This window comes from Cupriavidus sp. 05N38 (assembly GCF_056397345.1).
Map to the genome: position 1 here is coordinate 36,099 of NZ_JBFTNF010000001.1, position 20,584 is coordinate 56,682.

At 69.3% G+C, this 20,584-nt stretch carries 15 protein-coding genes; 11 read left to right on the plus strand and 4 right to left on the minus strand.

From position 1 onward, the window contains the following. Window positions 1–66 precede the first annotated feature (66 nt). From AC1DK4_RS00160 to AC1DK4_RS00175, 4 genes are all read left to right on the plus strand, one after another. Window positions 67–1,230, plus strand: a complete 1,164-nt coding sequence (locus AC1DK4_RS00160; RefSeq protein ID WP_441614824.1) for a CaiB/BaiF CoA transferase family protein — start codon at window positions 67–69, stop codon at window positions 1,228–1,230. A 38-nt stretch (window positions 1,231–1,268) separates the two neighbouring features. Continuing rightward, on the plus strand, window positions 1,269–1,790 hold the full coding sequence (locus AC1DK4_RS00165) for a PaaI family thioesterase (protein ID WP_441614825.1): 522 nt from the start codon (window positions 1,269–1,271) through the stop codon (window positions 1,788–1,790). Between the two features lie 493 nt (window positions 1,791–2,283). Next, window positions 2,284–3,252 (plus strand): Bug family tripartite tricarboxylate transporter substrate binding protein, encoded by a 969-nt coding sequence (locus AC1DK4_RS00170; RefSeq protein ID WP_477131348.1) that lies wholly within the window; start codon window positions 2,284–2,286, stop codon window positions 3,250–3,252. Between the two features lie 201 nt (window positions 3,253–3,453). After that, window positions 3,454–4,599 (plus strand): porin, encoded by a 1,146-nt coding sequence (locus AC1DK4_RS00175; RefSeq protein ID WP_441643276.1) that lies wholly within the window; start codon window positions 3,454–3,456, stop codon window positions 4,597–4,599. A gap of 167 nt (window positions 4,600–4,766) precedes the next feature. Here AC1DK4_RS00175 and AC1DK4_RS00180 read toward each other — a convergent pair whose 3' ends face one another. Beyond that, on the minus strand, window positions 4,767–7,496 hold the full coding sequence (locus AC1DK4_RS00180; protein ID WP_441614831.1) for a winged helix-turn-helix domain-containing protein: 2,730 nt from the start codon (window positions 7,494–7,496) through the stop codon (window positions 4,767–4,769). 371 nt (window positions 7,497–7,867) lie between these two features. Between AC1DK4_RS00180 and AC1DK4_RS00185 the strand changes: the two genes are divergently transcribed. The 7 genes from AC1DK4_RS00185 (at window position 7,868) to AC1DK4_RS00215 (ending at window position 17,251) form a co-directional block, all read left to right on the plus strand. Continuing rightward, window positions 7,868–10,726, plus strand: a complete 2,859-nt coding sequence (locus AC1DK4_RS00185) for a winged helix-turn-helix domain-containing protein (RefSeq protein WP_477131349.1) — start codon at window positions 7,868–7,870, stop codon at window positions 10,724–10,726. Between the two features lie 408 nt (window positions 10,727–11,134). After that, on the plus strand, window positions 11,135–13,036 hold the full coding sequence (locus AC1DK4_RS00190) for a feruloyl-CoA synthase (protein ID WP_441614835.1): 1,902 nt from the start codon (window positions 11,135–11,137) through the stop codon (window positions 13,034–13,036). Between the two features lie 41 nt (window positions 13,037–13,077). Beyond that, complete coding sequence (locus AC1DK4_RS00195; protein ID WP_441614837.1) at window positions 13,078–14,217, plus strand: acyl-CoA dehydrogenase family protein; 1,140 nt, start codon at window positions 13,078–13,080, stop codon at window positions 14,215–14,217. Window positions 14,218–14,257: 40 nt separating this feature from the next. Beyond that, window positions 14,258–15,448 (plus strand): lipid-transfer protein, encoded by a 1,191-nt coding sequence (locus AC1DK4_RS00200; RefSeq protein ID WP_441614839.1) that lies wholly within the window; start codon window positions 14,258–14,260, stop codon window positions 15,446–15,448. An 81-nt stretch (window positions 15,449–15,529) separates the two neighbouring features. After that, window positions 15,530–15,970 (plus strand): MaoC family dehydratase N-terminal domain-containing protein, encoded by a 441-nt coding sequence (locus tag AC1DK4_RS00205; RefSeq protein WP_441614841.1) that lies wholly within the window; start codon window positions 15,530–15,532, stop codon window positions 15,968–15,970. A gap of 14 nt (window positions 15,971–15,984) precedes the next feature. Next, on the plus strand, window positions 15,985–16,401 hold the full coding sequence (locus AC1DK4_RS00210) for a MaoC family dehydratase (protein WP_441614843.1): 417 nt from the start codon (window positions 15,985–15,987) through the stop codon (window positions 16,399–16,401). 25 nt (window positions 16,402–16,426) lie between these two features. Continuing rightward, complete coding sequence (locus AC1DK4_RS00215) at window positions 16,427–17,251, plus strand: SDR family NAD(P)-dependent oxidoreductase (RefSeq protein WP_441614845.1); 825 nt, start codon at window positions 16,427–16,429, stop codon at window positions 17,249–17,251. A gap of 50 nt (window positions 17,252–17,301) precedes the next feature. On the opposite strand, the gene AC1DK4_RS00220 is transcribed toward AC1DK4_RS00215, so the two are convergent. The 3 genes from AC1DK4_RS00220 to AC1DK4_RS00230 all read right to left on the minus strand — a co-directional run bounded on the left by AC1DK4_RS00220 (window position 17,302) and on the right by AC1DK4_RS00230 (window position 20,570). Then, entirely contained in the window at window positions 17,302–19,038 is a 1,737-nt protein-coding gene (locus AC1DK4_RS00220; RefSeq protein WP_441614847.1) for a diguanylate cyclase, read from the minus strand. Window positions 19,039–19,263: 225 nt separating this feature from the next. Further along, window positions 19,264–19,554, minus strand: a complete 291-nt coding sequence (locus tag AC1DK4_RS00225; protein WP_441614849.1) for a muconolactone Delta-isomerase family protein — start codon at window positions 19,552–19,554, stop codon at window positions 19,264–19,266. Between the two features lie 47 nt (window positions 19,555–19,601). Then, window positions 19,602–20,570: a tripartite tricarboxylate transporter substrate binding protein gene (locus tag AC1DK4_RS00230; protein WP_441614851.1), complete on the minus strand. Its 969-nt coding sequence runs from the start codon at window positions 20,568–20,570 to the stop codon at window positions 19,602–19,604. Between the last annotated feature and the right edge of the window lie 14 nt (window positions 20,571–20,584).

Here is a 20,584-nt window from a genome sequence, read left to right on the forward strand (position 1 = left end):
TCCGGCCCCGACCAATACCGGCAGGACGCCATGTAGCGCCCTGCGCACCGTTCGCAAGGATCAGCAATGGGTGTACTCAGCGGCATTCGCGTAGTGGAATTCGAGGCAATCGGGCCCGGCCCGTTCGGGGCCATGCTGCTGGCCGACATGGGCTCCGACGTGCTGCGCATCGACCGCCCGGTCGCGCCGTCCGATCTCGGTCCCAGGTCGGCCACCGGCAAGCGCGTGGACGTGACCGGGCGCGGCCGGCGCTCGGTCACGCTCGACCTCAAGCAGCCCGAGGCGCGCAATGCCGCGCTGGCGCTGATCGAGCGCGCCGACGTGGTGATCGAGGGCTTCCGCCCCGGCACCATGGAGCGCCTGGGCCTCGGGCCGGAGGTGGCGCTGGCGCGCAACCCGCGCCTGGTCTATGGCCGCATGACCGGCTGGGGCCAGACCGGGCCGCTCGCCGACCGCGCCGGGCACGACCTGAACTACATCGCCCTGTCGGGTGTGCTGTCGGGCATCGGCCGCGCGGGCGAGGCACCGGTGCCGCCGCTGAACCTGGTGGGCGACTACGGCGGCGGCGGCATGCTGCTCGCGCTGGGCGTGGTGGCGGCCCTGCTCAATGTGCAGCGCGGCGGCGCGGGCCAGGTGGTCGATGCCGCCATGATCGAAGGCGCGGCGCAGCTCGGCGCGGTGGTGTGGGGCCTGCTGGCCTCGGGCAACTGGCGCGAGCAACGCGCCAGCAACCTGCTCGACGGCGGCACCCCCTGGTACGACAGCTACCGCACCAGCGACGGCCACTACATGGCGGTGGGCGCGGTCGAGTCGCGCTTCTACGCCGAGTTGCTGGACAAGCTCGGGCTGGCCGACAAGGGCCTGCCCGGGCAACACGACCGCGGCGGCTGGCCGCTCCTGCGGCAGCATTTCGAGGCGGTCTTCCTGACCCGCACGCGCGACGCGTGGTGCGCGGTGTTCGAAGGCAGCGACGCCTGCGTGGCGCCGGTGCTGGCCTTCTCCGAAGCCCCCGACCATCCGCAACACCGCGCACGCGGCAGCTTCGTGGAAGTGGCTGGCGTGGTGCAGCCGGGGCCCGCGCCGCGATTCCTCGGCACGCCATCGGAAATCAACCGCCCCGCCCCCGCGCGTGGCGAGCACGGCGCCGCCGCGCTGCGCGACTGGGGCTTCGATGCACCGGCCGTGGCGCGCTTGCAGGAACTGGGGCTCGGCTTCCTGCCGGATGCCTGAACGCAGGCGCAAGCCGTCCTGACCGGAGAATCAAAACCATGCCTCAGACGCAATCTTCCGCCGCCATCGCGCAGTGCCCCTCAACGTTGGCGCAGCCACCCGCGCAGGACCACGACGTGCCAGCCGGCTTCGAGCCGGTCGGCGGCGCCAGGGGCTTCGCGCGGCTTTGCGGCGGCTTCTACCTGCACGCACAGCGGCCCGTGGTGGGCGTGCGCATCGCCGCAGAGCACCTCAACAACATGGACATCGCGCACGGCGGCTTCCTGGCCATGCTGGCCGACAGTGCCTTCGGCATCGTCATGGTGCGCCGGCTCGGCACGCCGCCGGCGCGCACGCTGCACCTGAGCGTGGACTATCTCGGCCCGGTCCATGCCGGCGACTGGGTCGAAGCGCACGTCGACCTGCTCAAGCAAGGCGCGCGCGTCGCCAATGTGAACTGCCGGGTCATGGTCGGGGAGCGCACCGCTCTGCACGCGGCGGGCGTGTTCTACCTAGGCAGAAGCGACAGCCGCCCCGAGCCGGCGGCAGGCATCCCGCCGCCGGTCCGCGCTCCGTCCTGACCCGGTGCGGCACAGCGGAATCGCCGTTGCGATCCGGCACCCCCTCCCTTCTGGCGGGGGCGTGCGTGCCTGATCTTCCGTAGGCTTGTGTTGCGCCCACCGGGATCGTGAAGCGCGCCGCGGCGCATCGCCCAGCGGCCTCTCAGCTTGTCTCCACTTTGCCGGTGCCTCGATGCCGGCGAGGTTTTCGATCTCCGGCCTGACGGGCGGAGATCCTTTTCCTTTCCCAAGCGCCGGCGTTTCCACGGCACCGCGCACCGTCGCGCACCATCGCGCACCGTCGCGCGCCATCGCGCACGGCCCGCCGGGTTGACCCGGATAGTGGAATCCCGCCCCGCCGACACGGGTGGGTTACAGCCCTCGCCGCATCCCCTAACGTCGCACTCGGGAAGCCCTCCTGACCGGGCCCGGCCAGCGCGCCCGCACTGGCCGGAACCCGGGCGGAATCCGGGCGGAATCCACTCAGCCCAACTCAATTGCGAGGTCATGCCAGATGCGTAAGAAAACCCTGCTTGCCGCTGCCCTTCTTGCCTGGAGCGCCGTCTGCGGCGCGCAAGCCTACCCCACGCGCACCATCACCTTCGTCGTGCCCGGGCCGCCCGGCGGCGCGACCGACGTCATTGCCCGCACGCTGGCCGAAGACATGGGCAAGCGGCTGGGACAGACCATCATCGTCGACAACAWGCCTGGCGCCGCCGGCATGCTGGCCGTGCAGACGCTGACGCGCGCGGCGCCGGACGGCTACACGCTGCTGGTCACGCACTCCACGCCGCTCATGAACACGCCGTACCTCTACTCGCACGTGCCCTACGACGTGCGCCGCGATCTCGCCTTCGTCTCCGAGATCTGCATCGGCCAGATCGTGCTGGTGGTCAACAACAAGGTCCCGGTGAAGAACATGCAGGAGTTCCTTGACTGGGCCGCGCAGAACAAGGGCAAGGTCAGCTACGGCTCGTACGGGGTCGGGAGCATGCCGCATCTGCTGGGCACCTACCTGAACCAGTCGCGCGGACTCGACATGACGCACATCGCCTACAAGGGCGAAGCGCCGATGGTGCAGGACATGCTCGGCGGCAACGTCGCCTGGGCCATCGGCTCGGTCAGCACGCTGGGCCCGCAGATCCAGAGCGGGCGGCTGCGCCCGCTGGCGATCGTCGGCAAGCACCGGGTCAAGGAACTGCCGAACGTGCCGACCCTGCTCGAGGCCGGCCTGAAGGACCAGGAGCTGACCACGCCGGGCTGGGTCGGCCTGGTGGCGCGCGCCGGCACCCCCGCGCCGGTGCTCGCCCGCCTGGAAGCCGAGGCACGCGCCTCGGTCAATTCCGCGCCGATGAAGGAACGCTTCGAGTCGCTCGCGCTGGAGCCGGTGGGCAGCACCGCGCAGGAATTCAAGCGCGACTTCGAGACCTTCGAACCGGTGATGGGGCGCCTCATCAGGTCGACCGGCGTCAAGGCCGACTGATCCGCCGCCCGTCTGCGGCCGCGCGTCAATAGGGACTGACCGCCTGGCCGATTTCCAGCGGGAATAAAACCACGATCACCGCGATTCACTCCTTTTTGGGTGGGTTCGGAAAAAGAGCCCCACGCTCTAATGCCATCACGGGCACGGCAGTGGAGGAAGGTGCCCGGTGCCCTGCATACAACGATAAGGAGAGGACTCAGCATGAAAAGAACACTCGTCGCCATGGCGGCATTGAGCGCAGTGAGCGGCGCGGCATCTGCACAGTCGGGCGTCACCCTCTACGGCGTGATCGACGCATCCGTGGAGTACGTCAACCGGGTGGCCGCCTCGCCCGCGACCCCGACGGTCGGCGGCAGCCGCTTCGCGCAGCCGAGCGTGGGCGGCCTGTCCGCATCGCGCTGGGGCCTGCGCGGCGTGGAAGACCTCGGCGGCGGCAACCAGGCGCTGTTCGTGCTCGAAAGCGGCTTCCAGCCCGATACCGGCGCGCTGCAATCGAACACGCTGTTCTCGCGCCAGTCCTTCGTCGGGCTGCAGAACAACACCTACGGCAAGATCACGCTGGGCCGCCAGTACACCAGCTTCTTCGACGGCCTCGCCAACTTCTCGCCGCTGCGCTTCGCGGCCACCTATGAGCCCGGTATCTGGTGGCTGGGCCTGAACTACCGCGAAAGCAATATGGTCAAGTACACGGGCCAGTTCGGCGGGCTCCAGGCCGTGGCGCATTACTCGTTCGGCACCGGCGTCTCGGTGCTCAATGCCAGCACGGCCCTGGCCAACGGCGGCGCCGGCGAGACGCCGGGACACTTCAGCGACAACACGGCCTTCGGCGGCTCGCTGATGTACCTGAGCAATGGCTTCGGCGCGTCGCTTGCCTACGACGAATGGCGGCCCGCGGTCAACGTCGGGCAGCCAGGCACGGTCCGCAAGGCCGCCGGCGCCCTCAGCTACACCACCGGCCCGCTCAAGTTCACGGGCGGCTACCGCTGGAACAAGGCCGACTTCGCCAGTGGCGGCACGCTCCTGCGTGACGACTACTACTGGGCCGGCGTCAACTACCAGGCCACGCCGGCGCTTGGCTTGTCGCTCGCCTACTTCTATGCGGACGTCAAGTCGCAGCGCGCCACGGCGACCTCGGCGTCGACCAATCCGCCCAATATGCAGCAGTACAGCTTTATCGCCGACTACAACTTCAGCAAGCGCACGGACGTCTACCTGTCGGCGGGCTATGCGCGCAATGGCGGCCTGAGCTTCGACAGCGCGACCACGGCCTACGCGTTCAACTATCCGCAGATGACGGGGCAGAAAGGCATGGTCGGCGTCACGATGGGCGTGCGCCATATCTTCTGAGCGCCTGACCTGAACGCCTGACCGGAGCGCTCGCCGTGAGCGCTTATCGTGAGCGCCTGACCTGGACCGGTACTCAAGCGCCGCGTCCGCGCCGGCTGGCCACAAGACAGCCGGCGCGGGCCTCTGCGGCCCGACATACCCGACACGCCGGGCACACGCCGGTGCCGTCAGCCGGCCCCCGTATGCTGGCCCTGCCGGCGCGCGGCAACGATGGCATCGTAGCGCCGCGACACGCCGAGCTTGGCGAAGATCTGCCTGAGATTCCACTTCACCGTCAGCTCGCTGATATTGAGCGCCAGCGCGATGCGCTTGTTCGACATCGACTGCTCCAGCAGCCCGAGGATCTCCTGCTCGCGGCGGGTCAGGCCCGGCAGCCCTGTCTTGCCCGGCGCGTGCGTCGCGGTGCCGACGCGCTCGCCGCCTGTTGCGGAGGTCGCGGATGTCCCTGATGTGGCGGACGTAGCGGACATGGCGGGCGGCAAGCCCTGCAATCTGGCGAGATAGGCTTGCTGCGTGGCATCGCCCCGCCGACCCAGGCGCCCCAGCAAGCCGCCCACACGCTCGCCTTCATCGAGCAGCGTGCGCACCAGGCCCAGGCGATACGCCGTGGCCACCGCCGACTCCAGGCAAGCGGTAGCCTCGACGTGGCACCCCAGCGCATCCAGCGCCAGGGCCTGCAGGACATCGGAGGTGACCATCATCGCCTCCCTGCCCAGCCCCGTGATCGCAGCGCGCGCCGGTTCGAGCGCCAGCAGCGCGCCCTGCGCCTCGCCCATGGCCAGCGCGAGCCGCGCGCGCGCCAGCGCGGCCATGATCATGGTCTCGCCCGCATGGCCCTGGGCCAGCAGGTCGAGCGCGGCCTGCAGCGACTGCGCGTGCCGCCAGTCGCCTCCCGCGAGCACGATGCGCTGCCGCTCGGACACCATGTGCGCGACCCCGCGCGCAATGCCGCGCCCGCGGAAATGCGCTTCCATGTCGATCAGGTAGGCCACGGCGTCGTGCGGCAGCCCGGCCAGCGCTTCCAGGCGGGCATGGCACCGCGCGGCCCGCAGCACGACATCGGGCGACGACAGCTTGAGCATGTCGAGCCGGTCGGCCAGGGCCAGCCGCGCCGCCTCGGTGTCGTCCCGCTCATACAGGACCACCGCCGCCGTCGCCGCGCAGAAGCAGGCCCCGACCGAACGGCGGCCATGACGGCGCTCCGCATCGGCCAGGGCCTCCGTACTCAGGCGTTCGGCCTGCACGGCATAGCCTTCGAGCAGCAGCGCGCCGGCCGTGGTCGCCCGGGCCATCAGCGCCAGTTCGCCGGTGCCGTTGCGCGCCGCGCTTGCCGCGGCCGAGGCAAGCAGATCGCGCACGTCCGCGTGGCGCCCGCGCGCGGCCAGGCAGCGCAGGGTCAGGCCGAGCCGGATGTGCTCCAGCGCCGCCAGGCCCAGCGGGACGTGATCCAGCGTGGCCAGGATCGCTTCCAGTTGCGCCATGTCATCGCGCTGCAGGGCGATCACGCCACGCAGCAGCCGGCCATGCCGCGAGACGCCAGCGCCGGGGCGGGCCGCCTCGAGTAACGTCATCCATGCCTCGGCCTCGGCGGGCCGCGCCGTCACGGCGCTGGCCCAGCCGGCAAGCAGCAGCAGGCGCGGATGCGGCGCCAGCCGTTCGCACGGCACGGCTTCGATCCATTGGCGGAAGGCCCGCAGCTGGCTCAGGCTGGGCAGGGCCGGCAGCGCGCGCTCCACCAGGCCGGCGACAGCATCGAAATCCTTGCCCAGCAGCGCGTGCGGCACCGCCTCGGCGAAGTCCCCTTGCCGCACGAACCATGCGGCGGCACGGCGATGCAGCGCGGCCACGTCCTCCTGGCCGGCTGCCAGGCGCTGCGCCAGGAATGCGGTAAACATCGGATGGAAGCGGTACCAGTCGCCCGCCTCATCCGTGGGCGAGCACGTGTGCGCGTGCGCGGGCAGCAGGAACGAGCCGTGCGCGTCGATCGCCTCGATCAGCGCCGCGGCGTGGCCGGCGCCCGTGACAAAGGCGGCCAGCGCCGCATTGAAGCGCGGCAGCACCGAGACCGACTGCATGAAGGCGAGCAACTCGCCCGGCAGGCCGGCAAGCACATCCTCCAGCAAGTAGGCATGCAGGCGATCGGCATGGGGCGCCAGTGCGCGCAGGCGAGCGGGATGGCGCTGCCCCTGCTTGAGCGAGGCCGACAGCAGTTGCAGCCCGGCAGGCCAGCCGTCGCTGAGCGAGTGCAGGCGCGTGGCGGCATCCAGGTCCACGCGTGCGTCGCGATGCAATTTCAGGAAGGCGAGTGTTTCCGGATACGAGAATGCCAGGTCGGCGCCGCCCAACTCGCCCAGTTCGCCCAGCGCGCGCAGCCGGCCCAGCAACAGCGCCGGCGCCTTGCGCGATGCGATGACGAGGTGCAGGTTGGGCAGCCGCGCTTCGAGGATGGCCTGCAGCAAGGCCCGGCTGGCGGGGTCGCCGACGCGGTCGAACTCGTCGATCATTACGTACAGTTCTTCGCGCGCGGTGGCCAGCGCCCGGACCAGGCCAGCAGCCAGGCGTTGCGGCGCGGCCTGCGCATCGTCCGGACATGCCGCCTGGGCGCCGGGGCCTGCCGCATGAAGCAAGGCGGCGCGCAGGCCTGCCCACAATGCCTGCGGCGCATCCTCGCCGGCGCATGGCGACAGCCACGCCACGCTGGCGCCTTCGCGGATCAGCTTCTGGCGCCACTGCGCCATCAGGGTTGTCTTGCCGAAGCCGGCACCGGCGGTGATCAGCACGAGCTTGCGCTGGCGCGCGTCGTGCAGGCTGGCGAGCAAGGCTTCGCGCACGATCAGGCGCTTGCCAAGGCGTGGCGGCGCCACTTCGGCAGGGGGAACAGGATGATACCGTTGCATCGGATTTCGGCTCTCGGCAAGACCGTCGGGCGGCACGCGAAGGTACGGCCGGCTTGCCCCGGTGAAGGTCGGGCGTCCCGAAGGTGCGCGTAACCGGGGAGAACGCGCACCTTCGCCGATTGCGCGAAATATATACTAGGGTGGCATTGCGCGAGCCCCTGTCCCGGCTCCCCCACCTGATCCGGGTGGCCCCCGTGGCCGCGCGCGCAGGCCACGCGCAAGCGCGGCGAATCCCGCGCAAAAAAGCGGTGCGCGCCGGCCCCGGCAAGGCCCGGGCCGCGGCAGGTGCGCTGTACAATGCACCATTTCATCTGCGCCTGGCGCTTGCCGGCATGGCCTGCGCCAGGCCAGCAAGAAGGCACCGGTTACCTATGCCGCAAAGTCCCTCCACCCCCGGCGCAAGCCCACTTCCCGGCGCGGCACCGGACGCCACCGGCCAGGCCAAGCTGCAGCCGCCGCGCGACACGGTCAGGGTGCTGGCGCGCGAACGCCTGCTGGCCCAGCTGACCGAGGCGCGGCGCCGGCGCGCGATCGTGCTGCAAGGCCCGGCCGGCTGCGGCAAGACCGCGACGCTGCTGGCGTGGCGCCAGGCCTTGCTGACGCTTGGCTTCGACGTGGCATGGCTGACCCTGTCCGCCGACGACAACGACCTGGCGCGCTTGCTCGATGCCCTGCTGGGCAGCCTGGCCCGGGTCGATCCCGCGATCGTGCGCGAAGCGGCGCTGCTGGGCGGGCGCGGCGTGGACCCCGAAGCGGTCGAGCGCACCGTGCTAGCGCTCGTGCAGGGCATCGCCGCGCATCCGCGCGAACTGGTCCTGGTACTCGACGAACTGCAGCATCTTGCCGACGCGCGGGTCCATGAGGCACTGCAGTGGCTGTTCGACTACGCGCCCGCCAACCTGCATATCGCGCTGGCATCGCGCGGCACCGTGCCGCTCTCGCTCGGCCGCCTGCGTGACCAGGGCCTGGTGCTGGAGCTGGACCAGCGCGACCTGCGCTTCACGCTGGCGGAGTCCGAGCGCTTCCTGAAGGCGCAGCTGAGCGACATCACCACGCGCGACGCGCGCCTGATGCACGAGCTGACCGATGGCTGGGTGGCCGGGCTGCAGTTGTTTGCCACGCGCTGGAAGCGGCGCAAGCAGCTCATCGATGGCGTATCGTCGGCCGACGCCTTCGTGCGCGCCAATGTGCAGGACGCCGGTGCCTTCGCCGACTATTTCGAGCGCGAAGTGCTGGCCCGCCTGGCGCCGGCCGAAGCCGAGCTGCTGGTGCGCGCGGCCGCGTGCCAGCGCTTCAGCGCCTCGCTGTGCGTGGCGCTGGGCGACCAGTCGCAAACCTCGGCCGATGCGGTCGCGCTACTGGCGCGGCTCGACAGCGACAACCTCTTTATCGCCCCGGTCGACGGGCCGGATCGCGAGACCTGGTACCGCCTGCACCCGCTGCTGCGCGAGACCTTGCTGGAGCGCTTCCGCGCGCGCAGCGAAGGCCAGCAGCGTGCCGTGCACACGGCTGCCTGGCACTGGTTCCGCGCCCATCGCCTGCTGGAGGAGGCGGTGCGCCACGCCGTGCTGGCGGGCGAGACCGCCGCGGCCGCCGACCTGGTGCAGGAACATGCCGGCACGCTCGGCGCGAGGGGCGAACAGCGCAAGCTGATCAGGCTGATGCGCCTGTTGCCGCCCGAGGAAATCCAGGCCCGCATCAAGCTGCGCCTGCTGACCCTGCAGATGCAGACCTTCGCACGCGAGCTGGACGCAGCCGCGGCCAGCATCGAACGCCTGCTTGCCGACATTGCGCCAGACGACCTGCTCGCCCGCTACCGCCTCACCATGCTGCGCTTCGGGCTGGCGGTGCAGCGCGACGACACCGACAGCGCGATGTCCCTGCTGCCGGAGATGCTGCAGACGCCCGCCGGTGTCGAGCCGGCCACCGTGGGCGGGCGCAACAACCTGCTGTCGTGGCTGTACATGCACCTGGGCGAGTACGAGCGCGCGCGCCGCATCCAGGCCGAAGCGCCGCCGCTGCTGGTCGAAGGCACGCCGCTGCTGGGCACCGCCTCCGGCAGCCTGAACGGGCGCTGCGTGGTGGGCTTCAGCTTCGCCCTGGAAGGCAAGATGATCCAGGTCGAGCGCATCTGCCGTGACGTCCTGTACGAAGCGGACAGGGCCGGCAGCGCGGCGGCCGAGCCCGGCTGCTTCGCCGCCGCGCTGCTCGGCGAAGTGCTCTACGAACAAAACGACATCGCTGGCGCGCGCCGGCTGCTGGAAGACCGCGTGGATGTGCTCGAGCGGGTTTCGATTCCGGACTCGGTGCTGCGCGTGCTGATGGTGTTGTCGGCATGCCACTGGGCCGCCGGCCACCGGCTCGATGCATCGGCCTACCTGGAGCGGCTGGAGGAGTACGCCGCACAACTGGGCCTGGACCGCCTGCTGGCCCATAGCCTCGGCGAACAAGTCCGGCGACACCTGTCGAATGGCGACCCGGATGCCGCGCATGCCGCGCTGGCGCGGCTCGATGTCATCGACGCACGCCACCCCCACACGCAGCCAAGCGCACTCGATGAGATCCGCGTGGTGGCCGAGCGCGCGCGCATCCAGCTATGCCTGGCGCACGACGACCTGGCGGGCGCGGCGCAGCGCCTGGCGCCGCTGATCGCCTTGTGCGACGCGCGTGGCTGGCAGCGCCACGTGGCCCAGCTGCAATGGCAGGGCGCGGTGGTGGACTTCCGCCTGGGCATGCCCGAGCCCGCGCGCGACAAGCTGCTGGCGGCCTTGCGCCGGGGCCATCGTCTCGGCCTGGTACGCAGCCTGCTCGATGCGGAGCCGGCGGCACTCGACCTGCTCGGCGCGATCATGCAGGACCAGGCGCTCGATCCCTTGCTGGCCTTCTACGTCGAGCGCCTGTCCTCCGCGCAGGCAGCACAGGCGGCCGGCATGCCCGCCGCGCCTGCCGCACCCGCCGCACCTGCGGTAGCCGGCGCCGGCGGGCTGGCCGCTACCGGCGCGGAAGCGCTTAGCGAGCGCGAGGCCGATGTGGTGCGGCTGCTCGGGCAAGCGCTGCCCAACAAGAAGATCGCGCGCACGCTGGGCCTGTCGCCGGAAACCGTGAAATGGCACCTGCGGAACATTTTCCGCAAGCTCGGTGTCAGCAGCCGCGACGAGGCCGTGGCGCGCGTGCGCGACATGGCACTGGATGCGGACCCGGACGCCGACCTGCCTGGCCAGGGCGGCTGAGCCTGCCGCGCGCGGCGCCCCGGCCCCGCGCCGTTCCCTTCCCCTTTCCCCGCTCCTTTCCTTCTCTTTCCTTCTCCTCCTGGCCGCCGGGCGCCGCCGTCGGCCAGCCGGCGGCGCGTGCCCGCGCATGGCCCGCGCTGGCATGCCCTGACGCCCCGCGCGGCGGCCCGGCCCGTCGGCGATCGTCCCGTTGCCGTGCCCAGGGCCACCCGGGCCGCAGGCGGAACCACCTGACGCGGGTGGTTATGGCGCGCCCCCCCTTGGCGGTAACTTAGCGACATGCCAATACCCGCTGCAATCGCGCGAATCCGCATCGCGAATCCGCATCGATAGCTGGCCCCGGGAACACACAGAGCAAGAACAAACGGCTGGCGCGCACCCGCGCATCCAGCCCAGGAGACAGGTGCAATGAACACTCCAATGGCCGCGCACGCGCCGGCTGCCGCCGACCGTCCCGTCGTTCCCGTCTACCGGCCCGCCGGGCTTCCCGAGCGCCCCACGCTGGTCGAGCGCCGCGACGACGGCACGCTGCTGCTGCGCTGCGCGACCCCGCCCGCCGTCATCCCGCAGCAAGGCCTGGCCGACTTCCTGCCCCAATGGGCGGACCAGCGCGGCGCCAATGCCGCCTTCCGCGAGCGCGATGCGCAGGGGGCCTGGCGCTCGATCAGCTGGACCGAACTGTGGCACCAGGTCCAGGCCGTGGCAGCCGCCCTGCTCGAGCTCGGCCTCGGGCAAGACCGGCCGCTGATGCTGCTGTCAGGCAACTCCATCGAGCAGGCGGTCCTGCTGCTGGCCGCCGAATACGTGGGCGTGCCCGCCGCCGCGGTGTCGCCCGCCTATGCCACCATCAGCCGCGATTTCGCGCGCCTCAAAGGCATTGCCGGGCTGGTGCCGCCGGCGGCGTTCTTCGTCCAGGCAGCCGCGCCCTTCGAGCGCGCCATCGCAGCCCTCGAACGCCCCGAGGCGCAGGTCATCGCGGTGGAGGGCGCGGCGGCCGGCCAGCTTGCCTGGAGCACGTTGACCGCCACCGAGCTGACGCCCGCGCGGCTGGCCGCGCTGGCCAGCGCCCGCGCCGCCATTCGCCCCGCCGACACCGTGCGCGTGCTGTTCACCTCGGGCTCCACCGGCGTACCCAAGGGGGTTGCCATCGCCTACAGCAATCTCGCGGCCGTGACCGCCTACTACGCGAACAACCTCGCCGCCCTCGTCGAGCGGCAGCCGGTGTTCCTCGACTGGCTGCCCTGGCACCATGGCCTGGGCGGCGTGCTCAATTTCACGCGCGCCGTTGCCTTGGGCGCCACCCACCATATCGACGACGGGCGCCCCGTGCCCGGCTTGTTCCAGCGCACCGTGCGCAACCTGCGCGAGGTCTCGCCCACCGTGTTCACCAGCGTGCCGTCCGCCTGGGCCGTGCTGGTCGCCGAGATCGAACGCGACCCGGCGCTCGCGCGCAGCCTGTTCGCCAACGCGGTGATGTTCAGCTATGGCGGCGCCAGCCTGCCGCGCGACGTGTGGCAACGCATCCAGCGCGCGGCCGAACAGACCGTGGGCGAGCGCATTGTCTTTTGCTCCGGCCTGGGCTCCACCGAGACCACCGGCATGGGCGTGTATTGCAGCTGGGCCACCGACGGCGTCGGCAATGTCGGCGTGCCGATGCCGGGCGCCGAAGTCAAGCTGGTGCCGCTCGACGGCGGCGACGGACGTTACGAGATCCGCATGCGCGGCCCCTTCGTCTTTGCCGGCTATGTCAATCGTCCCGACCTCACTGCCGCGGCCTTCGACGAGGAAGGCTACTTCTGCCTGGGCGACGCCGTGCGCCTGGCCGATCCCGCCGATCCGGCCCGCGGCCTGACGTTCGCCGGCCGCGTGGTCGAGGATTTCAAGCTGACCAACGGCACCTGGGTGCGGACCGGCGCGGTGCGCCTGGCACTGGTCGACAAATGCGCGCCGCTGCTGAGCGATGCCGTCGTCTGCGGCCACGATCACGACTACCTGGCCGCGCTGGCCTGGCCCAACCTCGCGGCCTGCCGCGAGCTTGACCCGGCACTGGCCGACCTGGACGCCGAAGCGCTGGTGCGCCACCCGCTGGTGGTGAACACGCTCAGCGAGCGGCTGCGCGCCCAGGGCGGCGGCGCCAGCAGCCTGAGCGTGCAGCGCCTGATGCTGATGGCCGAGCCGCCTTCGATGGATGCCAACGAGATCGCCGACAAAGGCTATGTCAACCAGGCCGCCACCCGCGCGCGCCGCGCCCATCTCGTCGAACAACTGTTCCACCCCGAACCCGCGGCGCACATCGCCTGCGTGCGCTGACACCGTATCGAGCCCCTTACCCCATCTTCCCGGAGCTTTCCATGCAAGTCACCCGTACCGTCTTCCGCGACGACCACGAAATGTTCCGCACCACGGTGCGCCGCTTCCTCGAACGCGAGTGCGTTCCCCACCAGGCCAAATGGGACAAGGCCGGCGTGGTCGACCGCGAAACCTGGCTCAAGGCCGGCCGCGAAGGCCTGCTGTGCATCACGCTGCCGACCGAGTACGGCGGCGGCGGCGGCGACTTCGGCCATTGCGCGATCTACAACGAAGAACTGGCGCGCGCCGGCGTCAGCGGCCTGGGCTTCGGCGTGCATTCCGACATCATTGCCCCGTACATCAACCGCCTGGGCAGCGACGAGCAAAAGCAGCGCTGGCTGCCCAAGGTGTGCTCGGGCGAAGCCATCCTGGCCATCGGCATGACCGAGCCGGGTACCGGCAGCGACCTCAAGGCCGTGCGCACCACCGCCGTGCGCGAAGGCGACGAGTACGTGATCAACGGCAGCAAGACCTTTATCAGCAACGGCCTGAACGCCGACCTGATCATCATGGTGTGCAAGACCGATCCCGGCGCCGGCTCGCGCGGCGTCAGCCTGATCGTGGTGGAAGCGGAGCGCGACGGCTTCCGCCGCGGCCGCAAGCTCGACAAGGTGGGCCAGTACGCGCAGGACACCGCCGAGCTGTTCTTCGACAACGTACGCGTGCCGGTGGCCAACCGCCTCGGCGAAGAAGGCAAGGGCTTTGCCTACCTGATGGGCGAGCTGCCGCAGGAGCGCCTGAGCATCGCCGTGGGCGCCGCCGCCAAGCTGGAAGTGTGCCTCGAGCACACCATCAACTACGTGAAGGACCGCAAGGCCTTCAACCAGACCGTGTGGGACTTCCAGAACACCAAGTTCAAGCTGGCCGACATCAAGGCGCAGGCCGTGGCGGTACGCCTGCTGGTGGACCACTACCTGGCCGAGCACGTGCGCCGCCGCCTGACGCTGGAAGAAGCCGCGATCGCCAAGCTGTATGCCACCGAAGCCCTGGGCCGCGCGCTCGACGAGATGGTGCAGCTGCACGGCGGCTACGGCTACATGCTCGAGTACCCGGTGGCCCGCGCCTTCGTCGATGCGCGCGTGACGCGGATCTATGGCGGCACCAGCGAGGTCATGCGCGACCTGATCTCGCGCAAGCTCTGAACATGCCAGCGCAATCCCAAGCAAGCGAAGGAAGAATGACATGACTCGTAAAGTATTCGTCGCCGGCGTCGGCATGGTCCCGTTCAAGAAGCCCGGCACCAGCGAAACCTATGACACGATGGGCGCGATTGCCATCCGCCAGGCACTGGAGGATGCCGGCATCGACTACGCCGACGTGCAGCAGGCCTATGCCGGCTACGTCTATGGCGATTCCACCTGCGGCCAGAAGGCGCTCTACCAGGTCGGCATGACCGGCATCCCGGTCATCAACGTCAACAACAATTGCGCCACCGGCTCGTCCGCGCTGTTCCTGGCGCGGCAGGCCGTGCAAAGCGGCGTGGTCGACTGCGCACTGGCGGTGGGCTTCGAGTTCATGGTGCCGGGCGCGCTGAAATCCGCCTGGACCGACCGCGCCAGCGCGCTGGAGCGCGCCAACAACCTGGTCGACGAACTGGTCGGGCGCCCCGACGGCCTGAGCAACGCCATCCGCCAGTTCGCCGGCGCCGGCATGGCGCACATGAAGAAGTACGGCACCAGGCTGGAAACCTTCGCCAGGATCCGCGCCAAGGCCAGCCAGCACGCCGCGCGCAATCCGCTGGCGGTATTCCGCAACATCGTGAGCACCGAAGACGTGATGGCCGCGCCGATGCTGTGGGACGGCGTGCTGACGCGCCTGATGGCCTGCCCGCCGACCTGCGGCGGCGCCGCCGCGATCGTGGTCTCGGAAGAATTCGCCCGCAAGCATGGCCTGCGCACCGACGTGCTGATCGCCGCCCAGGCGCTCACCACCGATGTGCCCGCCACCTTCGACACCAGGGACATGATCCGCGTGGTGGGCGCGGAGATGACGCGCTCGGCCGCCAGGAGCGTCTATGAACAGGCCGGCATCGGCCCCGACGATATCGATGTGATCGAGCTGCACGACTGCTTCGCGCAGAACGAGCTGCTGACCTACGAAGGCCTTGGCCTGTGCAAGGAAGGCGAAGGCGAGAAGCTGGTCAACGACGGCGACAACACCTATGGCGGACGCTGGGTCGTCAACCCGTCGGGCGGCCTGCTGTCCAAGGGCCACCCGCTCGGCGCCACCGGCCTCGCCCAGTGCTACGAGATGACCCACCAGATCCGCGGCACCGCCGACCAGCGCCAGGTGGAAGGCGCCAAGGTGGCGCTGTCGCACAACCTGGGCCTGGGCGGCGCGTGCGTCGTCACGGTCTACAAGAAGCACGGATGACGATGCCCGGCGTCCGGCCGCAACTCCCGGACGCCGGACCCCGGACCCCGACCCTTCCCCTGCCCCGACGGAATCCCTGACATGATCGACAAGAAATTCATCGGCAAGGTGATTGCGGATTTCCGCACCACCGCCGCCCCCAGCCAGCTGCGCTTCTTCGCCAAGGCCACCGGCGAGACCAACCCGGTCTATACGGACGAGTCCGCCGCGCGCGACGCCGGCCACCCGGCCCTGCCGCTGCCTCCTACCTTCCTGTTCTCGCTGGAGCTGGCGCAGCCGCCGAGCGGYTGGCGCGACGAGCTTGGCATCAAGGTCGAACGCATCCTGCACGGCGAGCAGTCCTTCATCTACCACCGCATGGCCTATGCCGGCGATACGCTGCACCTGCAGACCCGCATCTCCGACATCTACGAGAAGAAAGGCGGCGCGCTGGACTTCGTGGTGCGCGAGACGCGCGTGACCAACCAGGCCGGCGAGCACGTGGCCGACCTGCGCAGCGTGCTGGTCCAACGCAACGGCTGAAACGGAGAATCCGAATGAACAATCTGAGCTTCGACCAGATCCAGGTCGGCGATACCCTGCCCCCGCTGACGCTGGGAGCGGTCAACCGCACCACGCTGGCGCTGTTTGCCGGCGCCTCGAACGACCACAACGCGATCCATATCGACACCGACTTCGCGCGCAAGGCCGGCATGCCAGACGTGTTCGCGCACGGCATGCTGTCGATGGCCTACCTGGGCCGCCTGCTGACCCTGTGGGTGGACCAGCGCCAGTTGCGCGAGTTCGGCGTGCGCTTCGTCGGCATCACGCACCTCGGCCACCGCATCACCTGCAGCGGCCGTGTGGTGGAAAAAATGGAAAAGAACGGCGAGCGCCGCATCAAGCTGGAAATCCAGACCGCCAACCAGTATGGCGAAACCAAGATCCTCGGCGACGCTGTCGTCGCGCTGTAACTACTTGATACTCAGGAGACAAGACATGGGAACACTTGACGGCAAGGTGGCACTGGTCACCGGTTCGGGCCGCGGCATCGGCAACGCCATCGCCAGGCGCCTGGCCAGCGAAGGCGCACGCCTGGTGATCAACGACCTGGACGCCGAGCCGGCGCACCAGACCGTGGAAGAACTCAAGGCCATGGGCGTCGAGGCCGTGGCCTGCGTGGGCAACGTGAGCGCGCCGGATTTCGCCGAGCGCTTCGTCAACACCGCGATGACGAACTTCAAGAGCATCGACATCCTCGTCAACAACGCCGGCTTCACCTGGGACGACGTGGTGCAGAAGATGAGCGACGAGCAGTGGTACGCCATCCTCGACTGCCACATGACCGCGCCCTTTCGCATCCTGCGCGCCGCCTATCCGCACATCAAGGCCTTGCACGCCGCCGACCAGGAAGCCGGGCGCGAGGTCTACCGCAAGATCGTGAATATCTCGTCGACCTCGGCCCTCAACGGCAACGCCGGCCAGATCAACTACTCCGGCGCCAAGGCCGGCGTGATCGGCATGACGCGCGCCATCGCCCGCGAATGGGGCCGCTTCAACGTCAACGTCAACGCCGTGGCGTTCGGCCTGATCCACACGCGCATGACCTCGGCCGATGCCAAGGCCGGCGCCACGGTGAACATCGACGGCCGCGACATCCGCGTCGGCCTGAATCCGGAAATGCTCAAGACCCACGCCCAGCGCAACCCGCTCGGCCGCGGGGGCACCCCGGAAGAAGCCGCCGGTGGCGTGTACCTGTTCTGCTCGCCGGACTCGAACTACATCACGGGCCAGACCATCGCCGTGGCCGGCAACCTGCAGTAAGCCGCCCTGCCGCCGGTGGCCGCGCCCCAGAGGCGCGACCACCGGCGCGTTCAGGGGACATCCGTCCCGCGCGTCGATTCTTGCGCCACCACCCTGTTTCTGCCGTCGTCCTTGGCCGCATATAGCCTCCGGTCTGCGACCGCGACCAGTTCGCCAAGATCGCGGCATGCGTCGGCAATCAGCTCCGCCACGCCAATCGACACCGTGAATCGAATCTCCCGGCCGGGTGCGGTCTCCGGCAAGGTCGCCTCCGGGAGCGTACACACAGCCTGGGCAATGGCAAGCCGCATCCGCTCCGCAATCCGCGCAGCTTCATCCAGCGAGGTATCCGGCAGCAGGACGCAGAATTCCTCCCCGCCGTAGCGAGCCACCAGATCCTGCGGCCGCGCCACTGCCCGCGTCACGGTTGCCAGTGTCTTGAGGGCCTCGTCGCCGGCCGCATGGCCCCAGCTATCGTTGACATGCTTGAAGTGGTCGATATCGATCATCAACAGCGAGATGGGCCGCTCGATGCGGCGCCCCCGCGTGAGGACATCGAAGTCCGCTTCCAGCCGCCGCCGGTTTGCCAGTCTGGTCAGCGCGTCCACGCGCGTGAGCTCCCGCAACTGGTCGCCCAGTATCATCTGCCGCTTCAGCAACTGGTCGACCACGGCAAGCGTCGCCCACAGCAGGAGGCCCAGCAGTAGCCAGATACCGGCGAACGGCACGCTGAACTGGCCGACCACGGCCAGGAACAACGTTCCCGCCGGCACATGGTCGAGCAGCACGAGGTCGGCGTTTTCCAGCTTTCTGTACAGGAGAAAGTCCTGGCGGACACTCAACATACCGCCGCCAGCCCGGAACAGCGTCGGGACCGCCAGGCCGCTCCAGTATGCCGGCAGCGTCTTCAGCCAGCTTTCGTCCGTGACGGTAAACGTGCTCTCGCTCGATGCGATGAGCGTTCCGCGCCGGTCCACGAGCGCGCGGGTATCGTCGTGGCTGGTCGCGGCATGCAGGTAGTCCTGGATGCGTCTCTGCGGGATCTCGAATACGATGGCACCGCGAATCGCGCCGTCGAGGATCACCGGGGTGGCAAACAGCAAAAGCGGTCCCGCAAGGCTTCTTCGCCCAAGGACCGGGTCGAAGATCACGTCGTGGTCCGGCAGGCGTTCTCGCGCGGGGCTGAACAGCCCCGATGAAGCGAACAGCTCGACAAAGGCGGCGACCTGCTCGTCCGCCACCGGCGGGCAGGCAACGACAACGCCAGTTGCCGAAACGAAGAAGGCATGCGCCAGATCCGCGCTCATCCGATACTGGACGGCCAGCAACTGGCTCATCACGCGGGACAGCTTCAGATCCTCGAGCAGGGTCGAGTCCCGGCGGCCCAGCCCGGGAATCCGCCTCAGTTGCTGCGAGCCGATGCCGCGGACCGGCGCATCGGCATCCGGCACCTGGAGGCTCCACAGCGGATTGTCCTGCGCGGCGAGCGCCTTGCGCAGCGGCTCGTCCGCTGCCGGATCGACCTGCGCCGATTGCTCGGCGAGATAATGCTGGGCGCTGTTGCGCAGAAAGCGCATCTGTCGCTTGGCGCCGCGAATATCGGCGTCCAGCGCCAGGCCCTGCAGTTCCAGCCGATGCGCGCGCAGATCCAGTTCTCGTGCACGGACAAGGAAATACTGGCGCCCGGCAAGAACCAGCGTAACGATGAACACCGCCGCGAAGCACAGGACGACCGCCTGGCGAGGACGCGACCTTGCGCGGCGCCAGACTGTGCGTGGAGTCGTACGCGGTGGCGCGCCAAGGTGCATGCCTGTTCTCCGATGCCGTAGTGCCCGACGCGGTGCCCGATCCTGCGACCGGACCGCATAGCTGCGAAGACAGTGTAACGCCGCAATCGCCGCAGAAGGCTGCGGCATGCCTTCACGCCCGACCGCGGGCTCAGGCTCGAGGGCGGATGAAGGCGATGAAGGCGATGAAAGCGGATGAAGGCACTCGCGAGTGCGGTGCCTTCGAAGCCCGTTGCGGGACTACGCTCAGGCGCGCGGGCCGAAGCCGCGGTAAGGCAGCAATGGAATGACATGCAGGATCTGCAGCATGCCGGCCTTCACCAGCGGCAGTGAATCCACCATCGCCTGTGCCTCGCCAAGGCTGCCAGCTTCGAGGATGGAGACGGCGCCGCGTTCGTCGCCGCGATACCAGATCTGGCGCAGGTGGCCTTCGGCATACAGCGTGCGGGCGCGCTGCGCCTCGTCTTCGAGATACGGTGCGAAATCGGCGTCGGCGTACAGGTCCGTGCGCATGCGGGAAAGAGCCAGGAATTGCATGTCGGGTCTCACTGGTTGGCAAATCGATCAGGGGAACCGCCGCCCGCTCATTCGGCGGCTGCGCCGGAGCTGCGGATCACGGCCGCCCATTTCGGGATTTCGCGCGACAGGTGCGTGCGCATGGCCTCGGACGAGCCGCCTTCCGGCACGGCGCCAAGCGTGGCGAGGCTTGCCCGCACCGACGGGTCGCGCAGCGCGGCATTCACCTGCCTGTTCAGCGCATCGACGATCGCCGGCGCGGTGCTCGCGGGGGCAAAGAGCCCATACCAGGACTTCACCTCGAAGCCCGGCAGGCCCGATGCAGCCACGGTCGGCACGCCGGGCGCGAACGCCTGCGGCTGGCTGCTGGTGACTGCCAGCGCGCGCAGCTTGCCGCTCTTGATGAAGGGCAGCACGGACGGTGCGTTGTCGAACATCACCTGGACCTGCCCGGCCATGAGGTCGGTCAGGGCCGGCGCGCTGCCCTTGTATTGCACGTGCTCCATGCGGATGCCGGCCATCGACTTGAACATCTCGCCGGACAGATGCGTCGACGAGCCGACCCCGGACGAGCCGAAGTTGACCGCGTCGGGGTGGGCCTTGGCATAGGCGATGAAATCGGCGACCGATTTCACGGGCAGTGCCGGATTGACCACCATCACATTGGGAAAGCTGGTCACCAGGGCCACGGGGATGAAGTCCTTCTGGATATCGAAGGACAGCTTCCTGTACAGCGTGGCGTTGATGGCGTTGGCATTGGAGCCAAGGAACAGGGTGTAGCCGTCGCTGGTGGAGCGGGCCACCGAGTTGGCCGCGATGCTGCTGGCCGCGCCGGGACGATTCTCCACGACGAAGGGCTGGCCCATCTGCACGGAGAGGCGGCTTGCCAGCAGCCGCGCCACCGAGTCAGCGGAGCCGCCAGGGGCATAACCCACCACGATCCTGACCGGTTTGGAAGGATAGGCCGGCTGCGAGGCTGCCAGCAGCGGTGTCATCAGGCCAAGCATGGCGAACAGGACTCGGGAAATGCGTTTCATGGGTGTAGACCGGA